Genomic DNA, 10,127 nt, shown 5'->3' on the forward strand with positions numbered 1-10,127 from the left:
CGGCTCGGCTCTTGCTGACTCGGGTGGACTTACCCAAAAGGAGTGTCTCGTGTCAATTCGTCTTTCCTGGAAAACAGCCTTGGCCATGTCGGCCGCGCTGGTGTTGGCGGCCTGCGGCGGTGGTGGGGGCAGTGGCCCCACTGAGTCCGATGCCGAGCGGGCCCCGCTGGCCGACCCCAGCGCCCGAAGCGCTCAATCGCTTTCCTTGCCGGGTGGTGCCGTGTCTGGCGTGCTCGACAGGCAACTGGCGCGCGCCAGCGGCACGGTCGATGTGTGGGTGACCTTGTCCGACGCCCCTGTGGCCGCGGCCGCCACCACCCTGGCGAACAGCGCCCTGGCGGCGGGCGACCGTGAGCAGGCGCAGGGCCTGAAGGCGCTGCGCGCGGCGCCCCAGGCCATGCGAGACGCCCTGCGCTCGCACCGCGCCGCCGTGATGTCCAGCCAGTCGGCAACATCCAGCCGCCTGAGCAGGCTCGGTGCGGTCGAACTTGGCCGCGTTCAGATGGCGCACAACGCCATTGCGGTGCGGGTCGATGCGAGCCAGCTGAAAGCGATCGCTGCCCTGCCGGGCGTCACCAAGGTGCGCCGCGTGGTGCACCACGAGATGAGCCTGAGCGAGACGGTGCCTTACATCGGTGCCACCGCGGTGCAGCAGGCCGGCTTCGACGGTGCCGGCGTGCGTGTGGCGGTAATCGACTCGGGCATCGACTACACCCACAAAAACCTGGGTGGCTCGGGCACGGCAGACGACTACACCAAGGCCTTCGGCACCAGCCCGAGTGACCCGCGCAACACCACCATCGACCCGTCCGTGTTCCCCACGGCCAAGGTGGTGGGTGGTTTTGACTTCGTCGGCGACGCCTGGCCAACCAATGGCGACCGCAGCGAAGACCCCAACCCGATCGACTTCCAGGGTCATGGCACCCATGTGGCCGACATCATCGGCGGCAGAAGCCTAGACGGCACGCACAAGGGCGTGGCCCCCGGCGCCAAGCTGATCGCACTGAAGGTGTGCAGCTCGGTGGCCACCAGCTGCAATGGCGTCTCCATCCTGAAGGCCATCGACTACGCGGTCGACCCGAACGGCGATGGCGACCCCTCTGACGCGGTCGATGTGATGAACCTGTCGCTGGGCTCCAGCTACGGTCAGGTGGAAGACGATGCGACCCTCGCCTTGTCGACCGCGGTCGATCTGGGCGTGGTGGTTGCGGTGGCCGCTGGCAACAGCGCCAACCTGCCTTACGTTGTCAGCTCGCCCTCCATTGCGCCGGGGGTGATCAGCGTGGCGCAGACCTCGGTGCCAGGTGCTACCGCCTACGGCTTGCAAGTCAACTCGCCGGCCGCGATTGCGGGTGTCTACAACAACACCGCCACGGTGGACTGGGCGCCCATAGGCGCCGGCTTCACTGGCAACGTGGTGGCTGTGGGCACGGCCTGCCCCGGCGGCGCTCCATTGCCCGACCTGACGGGCAAGGTCGCGCTGGTTGACCGCGGTGCTTGCTCGATCAGCCTCAAGGTTGATGTGGCGGGTGCTGCGGGTGCCACGGGCGTGCTGATCGGCCTGGTCGCACCTGGTGACCCCATTTCTTTCAGCTACGGCGGCGGAACGCATTTCCCGCCTACGCTCGTGATCCAGCAGTCGCTTTCTCTGGCCATCAAAGCCAACATCGGTGCGCCGGTCAACGTGAGCGTGACCGATGCCACCAAGGTGGCGCTGGTGGGCAGCATGGCGACCACTTCGGCCCGCGGCCCGAGCATCAGCTTCCAAACCATCAAGCCAGAAATCGGCGCACCTGGTGCATCGGTGTCTGCTGTGGCCGGCACGGGTACCCAGCAAGAAGCCTTCGGCGGTACCTCGGGTGCCACGCCGATGATCGCTGGCTCGGCGGCCTTGCTGATCCAGGCCTTCCCGAACCGCACGCCGCTGCAGATCAAGTCGATGCTCATGAACAGCGCCTCGACCAATGTCTACACCAATGCTGCGCTGCTGCCCGGGCGCCTGGCGCCGATCACGCGCATCGGTGCGGGTGAGGTGCGCGTCAACAAGGCGCTTGCGCTGAATGCAGTGGCCTATAACCGCGACGATCTGTCGGCTGCCTTGTCATTCGGCGCTCGCGAGGTGAGCGGTTTTGCCGAGTACGAGAAGAAGCTGGTAGTGGAAAACCTGGGCAACAAGGCCAAGACCTTCAACATCCGCAGCAGCTTCCGCTATGCCGATGACGAGGCCAGCGGGGCGGTGTCTATTCACGCACCCAACAGCGTCAGGGTTGGGGCCAACAGCCGCGAAACCATCACGGTGAAGCTGCGCGTTAACCCGCTCAAGCTGCCCGAATGGACGCTTAACGGTGGCTCCCTCGGTGGCCGTGGCGACTTGCTCGACGGGCCCGAGTACGACGGCTACGTCACCCTGACGGCGGGCACCGAGACGCTGAGCGTGCCGTGGCACATCTTGCCGCGCAAGGCGGCTGAAGCGGGTGCCTTGCTGGCCCAGCGCTCCAACTGGCCGGGCGGCATCATCTTGTTTGCCAACGCCGGCCTGGCCGCCAGCGAGTTCGATGTGTTCGCCCTTACCGGCACCAGCAGCAAGCACCCTGCTGCCGACCTGCCCCAGCCCGGCGACAACTTCGCGCTGGTCGACATGCGTGCCGTGGGCGTCCGCTACCTGGCGGCGGAAGGCGCACTGCAGTTTGCGATCAACACCTTTGGGCGGCGTGCGCACCCGAACTACCCGGCTGAGTTCGACGTGTCGATCGACGTCAACAACGACGGTGTGGACGACTTCGTTGTTTTAAACAGCGAGCAGGGAGGCTTTGCTGCAACAGGCATCAACCAGGTGAGCGTGGTCGACCTCGCCACGGGCACGGCGAGGGTCTTCTACTACAACGACGCCGACCTGAACTCAGCCAACGCCACCTTCACCCTGCCTCTGGCGGCGCTGGGCCCTACGGTCACGCCCGACACCAAGCTCAACTTTTCGGTGTTCGCCTATGACAACTATTTCACCGGGGCCGAGACCGATTCGATCTTGGGCATGAGCTTCACCCCGTCCACGCCGCGCTATGCGGTGGCCGGCGACAGCAGCGGTGTGGTCAAGCCGCTGCGCCTCGGCCGCGTGGACACGCTGGCGGTGGCGGGTGGCGCGGCGGCATCGCCGTCGCAGACAGGCTTCCTGGTCATGATGCGCCGCAACGCGGGCAAGGAAGCCGAGGTGCTGGTCGTCCGCTGAGGGCGCAGCACGCATTTGCCAGACATTTGATTTCTCTTTGATCAGCACGGGCCGCCATTGCGCGGCCCGTTTTTTTTGCACTCTTGAGACATGTTGCGAGAGTTGAAGCAACTTTCAAATACGAATAGTTCTCATTATTGTTAGACTGCATGCCCTGCAGCGATCGTTGCTGCGACTCGCTCCTTTGCTCGGCATCCATGTCTGCTTCTCACGCCACCCTTGCTCCCACGCCTCAGGCTGCCCGCGCGCTGCGTTGGCCCGCGCCCGCGTTAAACGGGCTGAGCAACACGCTGCGGCGAGCGGTGATCGGTGCGATTGCGCTTGCCCATGTTGGCGCGATCTGGGGCGTGCTGCAGGTGCCTGCAGTTCGACAGGCGGTGATGGTGTCAGCTCCGGTGTTTGTCGAGCTGCTCGCAGCCCCAGCGCCCACCGCGCCCCCGCAGCCACCGGTTCAGCCCGTGGTCAAGGTGCCGCCCCCTGTGGTGATTGCAACACCGGCCGCTGCGCCTTCGCCTTCACCGGCCGCCTTTGAAGTCGCACCGCCGCGCGAGGTGCCAACGCCGCTTGAGCGGCCCGTGACCGCGACACAGATCGTCGAGGCCGCGCCCCCGCCGCCGCCCAAGACAATCCCGGCCTCGGCCGTGCAATACCTAGACGCCGTACCGCCCGAATACCCGCGCACCTCGCGGCGTCTGAACGAAGCCGGCACCGTCACGCTGCGCATCTACATCGACGAACGCGGCTTGCCCGCCACCGTGCAGGTCAGCCAGTCGTCTGGCTACTCTCGCCTCGACGAATCTGCGCTGGCCGCGGTGCAGAAGTGGCGCTTCAAACCCTATTCAGAAAACGGCCAGCCCACCGCGGGCTATGCCGTGATCCCCGTGATGTTCGAGTTGGAGAAATGACCGTGACTTCTGCAGACACCGCTCTCGGCTTCGGCCACTTCATCACGCAAGCTGATGCCGCGGGCAACACCCTGCTGCTGATGCTGGTGCTGATGTCGGTGGCCTCGTGGGCCATCATCGTCCTCAAGGGGCTCACGTTGGTGGCACGCAAGCGCCGCAGCGAGACCTTCCTCAATTTCTTCTGGAACGCGACCTCACTTGACGCGGTGTCCGCCGAGATCGCCACCCACGGCGCCCGCGATCCGTTTTCGCACCTCACCAGCCATGCCATGCATGCGCAGGCGCACCACGCCAAGTACGGCGCGGCCAAACTCGAAGAGGCCGGCACATCGGGCGACTTCGTCACCCGCACCATCAAGAAGGTGCTCGACGAAGAAACCACGCGCCTTGAAAACGGTCTCGCCGTGCTCGCCACCGTGGGTGCCACCGCGCCGTTCGTCGGCCTCTTCGGCACGGTGTGGGGCGTGTACCACGCGCTGGTCGCCATCGGCATGAGCGGCGCGGGCACGCTCGACAAGGTGGCCGGCCCTGTGGGCGAGGCGTTGATCATGACCGGGCTCGGCCTGGCCGTCGCCATCCCTGCGGTGATGGGCTACAACTGGCTCACACGCTCCAACCGCGTGGTCCTCTCCAAGCTCGACGCCTTCGCCTACGAGCTGCACACCTTCGTGTCGATGGGCCAGCCGCTGAGCGGCGACAGTGGCGCCATGCCGCTGCAGCCGCTGCGCACCCCGCACCTCTGCCGCCCGCGCCTGGCCTGAGGAGCGCACCGTGGCCTTCGCAAGTTTCGACAACCGCAACGCCAGCGCTCCTATGGCCGAGATCAACATGGTGCCGTTGATCGACGTCATGCTGGTGCTGCTGGTCATCTTCATCGTCACGGCACCGCTGCTCACGCAGGCCGTGAAGCTGGAGCTGCCCAAGGCCACCGCGCAGCCCTACATCGCCAAGGCCGACAAGATCGAGTTCGCCATCGACGCCAACGGCCAGCGCTTCTGGAACGGCGAGCCGGTGTCCCGCGCCGAAGCCGCCAAGCGCTTCACGGCCGATGGGCGCAAGCAGCCTCAGCCTGAAGTGCACCTCAAGGCCGACCAGGCCGTGGCTTACCGACACGTGGCGCAGACCCTGGCCGACGCGACCAAGGCCGGGCTGACCAAGGTCGGCTTCATCAGCGAACCCGAGACGCCCTGAGCCATGTCACCCCACCCGCCCGACGGCCTGCCTCGCCATGCCCGTGCGCCAGACGCCACGCCGCTTGCGGCCTTGCCGCGCGTCTCAAGCCGCCACTTGCTCGGTGATGCGAAAGAGGTGCTGATCGAGCACCGCGGGGCCTGGTATCGCTTGCGCGAAACAGCCCTCGGCAAACTCATCCTGACCAAGTAAGCCCCGTCTTCCTTCCAACTCAAGACCCACCGCGCCAGCCAGCCCTTTGCCAGCCCGTGCATCACCACTGATGGAGATCACCGTGCCGACAAGAAAACCGACCTGCCCCATCGCCGCGCCAATCGTGCGGCCTTCACTTCTGCCCCTGGGCGCCCTCGCTGCCGGCTTCGGCCTGGCCGTGTTGCCCGCGCTGGCGCAGCAGGTGCCGCCGCCCACCCCGGCTGCGGCGGCCTCAGCCGCCTCGGGGCCGCTCGAGGCCACGCTGGCGCCGATCAAAGTGAAGGCCTCAGCCGAGGCCACGGGCAAGGACAGCTACCAAGCCACCACCACCCGCATCGGCAAGGGCACGCAAGAGTTGCGCGACGTGCCGCAGTCGGTGACGGTGGTGACCGAGCGGCTGATAGACGACCGCAACCTCGACACCCTGAAGGAAGTGCTGAAGAACACTGCCGGCATCTCTTTTCAGGCCGCTGAGGGTGGCGAGGAAGACATCCGCCTGCGTGGCTTCTCGCTGCAATCGACCGGTGACATCTTCATAGACGGCATGCGCGACCCCGCCTTCTACGACCGCGACTCGTTCAACTGGGACCGGCTTGAGTTGCTGCGGGGCTCGGCTTCGATGCTCTTCGGTCGTGGCTCTACGGGCGGTGCGGTTAACCAGGTGAGCAAGCAGCCGATGCTGTCCAACGAGAACGAACTCAGCATGATCCTGGGCACGGGCCACTACATGCGCGTGGTGGGTGACTTCAACCAGCGCACCGGCGAGAGCTCGGCACTGCGCCTCAACACCATGCTCACGCAGGCCGACAACCACGGCAACAAGATCGACAAGCAAGGCGTTGCACCCACCTACCGCTTCGGCATCGGCACGGATGACGAATTTTCGCTGGGCATGTATTACCTGAAGAATGACAACGGCGTTCAGTACGGCTTGCCCTGGCTGACCCCAGGGGCCAGCGGCGGCAACTACCTCTGGAACACCGACCCGAAGAATTACTACGGCATGGCGAGTGACTACGTGCGCAGCGGCACCACGCAGGGCAACGCGAGCCACGTGCACAAGTTCGGCAATGGTGGCGAGCTGCGCACGGCTGTGCGCATGGCCAGCTACACGCGAGACCAGCGCGCCAGTGCGATTCGCTTCGCGGCTGCAGTCGACCAGCCAGGAGGCCAGGCCGTCACATCAGACACTTTCGGTGACTCGACGCTGCTGCGCCGCTCAGGCGACACCGGCGTGCAGGCCAAGATCATGAACATGGAGACGCAGTACCTGCAAAGCGACTACAGCCACAAGTTCAAATCGGGCGGGCTGGAGAATGCGGTGCAGACCGGCGTCGACTTTGCGAACGAGAAGTTTGAGAACTTTGGCCTCGGCGCCGACAGCCCCACGCTGACCAAGCCCCGCACCACCGTGGGAACGCCTGCCGACGGCGCATCGGTGGACGAAGGCTCGCGCACCACGCGTTTGACACAAGACTTCCACGCCAAGGCCATGGGTGTCTATTTTCAAGACTTGGCGCAGGTGGCGCCTTCTTGGAAAGTGCTGGCTGGCTTGCGCTGGGATCGCTTCAGTGGCCGCTACTCACAACCCGAGCTGCGCAATGCGGCGAACGCGGTCACACAGGTGGCGGCGGTTCGCGAGCGCACCGACTCTCTGTGGAGCAAGCGTGTCGGGGTGCTGTTCCAGCCCACACCGTTCCAGTCATATCACCTCTCATATGGCACCTCGTTCAACACCTCGGGCGACACCTATCGCTTTGACGCGCTGGGCTCGAACACCCCGCCCGAGGCCAGCCGCAACATCGAGCTCGGCGCCAAGATCGACTCGTCGAGCGGCAAGGTCAGCACCCGCGTGGCGGTGTTTCATGCCAGCAAGTACAACGAGCGCAACCGCGACGAGACATCTGTGACGCCCAGCAACTACGTGTTGTCCGGCAAGCGCCACGCGGCCGGCATCGAGCTGGACGTGACCGGCCGCCTCACGCCGCTGTGGGAGGTTTACGGCTCCTATGCCTTCATTCCCGACGCGAAGATTGATGCGGGCGCCTCCAACGGCACTACGCTGCTGCAAGGCGAAACGGTGGGCGAGCGCCCTGGCCTCACGCCACGGCACACGGGCACGGTCTGGACCACCTACAAGGTCACCCCGAAGTGGCGCGTGGGCGGTGGGCTCAACGCGCGCAGCTCCGACAGACCTCAGCAAAGCACCGTCATTGCCCCTCGCTTCATCACCGGTGACCTGATGGCCGAGTACCAGCTAGACGAAGCCACATTCAAACTGAACGTGTCCAACGTGACCCATGAGCACTACGCCGACATGCTCTACCGCGGGCACTACATCCCGGGAGCGGCCAGGTCGGTGCAACTGGGCCTGAGCCTGAAGTTCTGAGCTTTCGGCTGGCCCGTGCGCCGGCCGTCGCCCCACCCACAGCAAAGCCATCGCCATGCTCAAGCACATCCAGCAAGTTCTGACGGCCGACGAACTCGGTGCCGCGCTGCAGATCCTCGCGCATTCACCCTGGGGTGACGGCCGCGTCACCGCAGGCATGCAATCGGCCCTGGCCAAGAACAATGAGCAGCTGCCTCAGGACGGCCCGGAAACGCGAGCGCTGCAAGAGATCGTGCTGCGGGGCCTGAACCGGCACGCCACCTTCTTCTCTGCGGCGTTGCCCAAGCGCGTGTTCCCGCCGCTGTTCAACCGCTACGGAGGCACCACCAATGCCTTCGGTGACCACGTGGACAATGCCGTGCGCTACATGCCCGGACCCGGGGGCCAGCGCGTGCGAACCGACGTGAGCTGCACCTTGTTTTTGTCTGAGCCCGACGAATACGACGGTGGTGAGCTCGTCATCGAAGACACCTTCGGCCAACAGCGCGTCAAGCTGGTGGCTGGCGACATGCTGCTGTACCCCGGCACCAGCGTGCACCGCGTCGAGCCGGTCACGCGCGGCTACCGCATTGCCAGCTTCTTCTGGATCGAGAGCATGGTGCGCAGCGACGAGCAGCGCCGTTTGCTCTTCGACATGGACCAGCACCTGATGAGTTTGCGCACCCGCCACGGCGAATCCGACCCTTCCGTGATCGGGCTCACGGGCACGTACCACAACCTTCTGCGCAGTTGGGCCGACACTTGAAAGCCTGCCGCGCGCCTGATCACCCTCCCCCTCACCACTGAAAGTATCGACCATGAAAAACCTTTCCCGTCTCGTCGCACTGACCTTGGGCGTGTTGTGTGCCGGCCTGGCGCATGCGCATGGCGATGTGAAATGCACCACCCCCAAGGCCGAATGGCGTGGACAGATGGAGCTGCAGGCCAAGCTCGTCAGCGAAGGCTGGAAGGTGCGCAAGGTCAAGGTCGAGAACGGCTGCTACGAGGTCTACGGCTTCGACGCCAAGGGCGAGCGCGCCGAGGCCTTCTTCGACCCCAAGACCTTCGAGCGCGTCATGCCTGCTGATGCGAAGCCGGCCAAGAAGTAACCCACCGCCGCTGCGCCGTGAAAGTCTGGAGCGCCTGGTTGCGCCTGCTGCATTGGTCGCTCGCCGCTGGTGTCGCTGCGGCGTGGCTTACCAGCGGCACCTGGACCCGCTGGCATGAGCCCGTAGGCTATGCCGTGCTCGCGATCGCATCGATGCGCGTGCTGTGGGGCTTCATCGGCGGGCGTTACGCGCGCTTTCGCCAGTTCGTCTGTTCGCCGCAGCGCACGGCTCGGTATGCGCTGCAACTTTTGCGCGGCAGCGAGCCACGCTACATCGGCCACAACCCGTTGGGCGGCTGGATGGTGCTGGCGCTGCTCGTCTGCGGGCTGGCCACTGCGGCCACAGGCTGGCTCTTCACCACCGACCGCTTCTGGGGCGATGACGTGGTTCAGTCTGCGCACTTCGCGCTCGCCTGGGCGCTGCTCGGGCTCATCGCAGCGCACCTCGCAGGCGTCGCGTTCACGAGTTTTCGACAGCGCGAGAACCTGCTGCGATCAATGGTGAGCGGCAGCAAGCGCGCACCCGACGAGCACGACGTGAGTTGATCTCGGTCTTGCATTGAGTGGTGCCTCTGAGGCATGCGAGTGATGTGCTGCGGCGACAAAAGCGCACACCACCGGGCATGAATGCGCTATTTACCTATGAAAACTGCTTCTCAATGCAGCACTCTCGCAGTAGTATTCGCACCGCACGTGGTCCATGGAGAACAGAGAGCTCATGCGGCTCTCACCCAACACGGGCACATCAACAACTTTGTGATGGAGAAATTCAAAATGGCAACTGCGAAGAAAGCTGCGGCAAAACCCGCTGCAAAGAAGGCCCCGGCCAAGAAGGCGGCTCCGGCTAAAAAAGTAGCGGCAAAGAAAGCTGCTCCCGCGAAGAAGGCCGCTCCGGCCAAGAAAGCGGCTCCTGCAAAGAAGGTGGCAGCGAAGAAGGCTCCGGCCAAGAAGCGCACCCCCAACGCAGCCTTCATGAAGGCCATGACCCCGAGCGCACACCTGGCAGCCATCATCGGCTCCACCCCGGTGCCGCGCACGGAAGTGACCAAGAAGGTGTGGGAGTACATCAAGAAGAATGACCTGCAAGACAAGGCGAAGCGCACGATGATCAATGCCGACGCCAAGTTGAAGGAAATC

10 protein-coding genes are annotated in these 10,127 nt (G+C 65.0%); all 10 read left to right on the top strand.

What is annotated here, in order from left to right; genetic code table 11:
• The first annotated feature begins 49 nt into the window (after positions 1–49).
• Positions 50–3,226, top strand: a complete 3,177-nt coding sequence (locus AC30QB_RS03470; protein ID WP_489544794.1) for a S8 family peptidase — start codon at positions 50–52, stop codon at positions 3,224–3,226.
• 197 nt (positions 3,227–3,423) lie between these two features.
• Entirely contained in the window at positions 3,424–4,131 is a 708-nt protein-coding gene (locus AC30QB_RS03475; protein ID WP_489544795.1) for an energy transducer TonB, read from the top strand.
• Positions 4,132–4,133: 2 nt separating this feature from the next.
• Positions 4,134–4,892, top strand: coding sequence for a MotA/TolQ/ExbB proton channel family protein (locus AC30QB_RS03480; protein ID WP_489544796.1), 759 nt, complete (start codon positions 4,134–4,136; stop codon positions 4,890–4,892).
• Between the two features lie 10 nt (positions 4,893–4,902).
• Positions 4,903–5,322 (top strand): ExbD/TolR family protein, encoded by a 420-nt coding sequence (locus AC30QB_RS03485; protein ID WP_489544797.1) that lies wholly within the window; start codon positions 4,903–4,905, stop codon positions 5,320–5,322.
• 3 nt (positions 5,323–5,325) lie between these two features.
• Positions 5,326–5,514 (top strand): hemin uptake protein HemP, encoded by a 189-nt coding sequence (gene hemP / locus AC30QB_RS03490; RefSeq protein WP_489544798.1) that lies wholly within the window; start codon positions 5,326–5,328, stop codon positions 5,512–5,514.
• An 82-nt stretch (positions 5,515–5,596) separates the two neighbouring features.
• Positions 5,597–7,903 (top strand): TonB-dependent receptor, encoded by a 2,307-nt coding sequence (locus AC30QB_RS03495; protein WP_489544799.1) that lies wholly within the window; start codon positions 5,597–5,599, stop codon positions 7,901–7,903.
• 55 nt (positions 7,904–7,958) lie between these two features.
• A complete protein-coding gene (locus AC30QB_RS03500; RefSeq protein ID WP_489544800.1) occupies positions 7,959–8,648 on the top strand; it encodes a Fe2+-dependent dioxygenase in 690 nt (229 codons plus the stop codon).
• Positions 8,649–8,700: 52 nt separating this feature from the next.
• Positions 8,701–8,991 (top strand): PepSY domain-containing protein, encoded by a 291-nt coding sequence (locus tag AC30QB_RS03505; RefSeq protein WP_489544801.1) that lies wholly within the window; start codon positions 8,701–8,703, stop codon positions 8,989–8,991.
• 17 nt (positions 8,992–9,008) lie between these two features.
• Complete coding sequence (locus AC30QB_RS03510; RefSeq protein ID WP_489544802.1) at positions 9,009–9,536, top strand: cytochrome b/b6 domain-containing protein; 528 nt, start codon at positions 9,009–9,011, stop codon at positions 9,534–9,536.
• Positions 9,537–9,764: 228 nt separating this feature from the next.
• The coding region (locus AC30QB_RS03515; RefSeq protein WP_489544803.1) for an SWIB/MDM2 domain-containing protein at positions 9,765–10,127 on the top strand (363 nt) is incomplete at its 3' end.

Origin of the sequence: Rhizobacter sp. (assembly GCF_046595475.1) — a bacterium.
Classification (GTDB): domain Bacteria; phylum Pseudomonadota; class Gammaproteobacteria; order Burkholderiales; family Burkholderiaceae_C; genus Rhizobacter.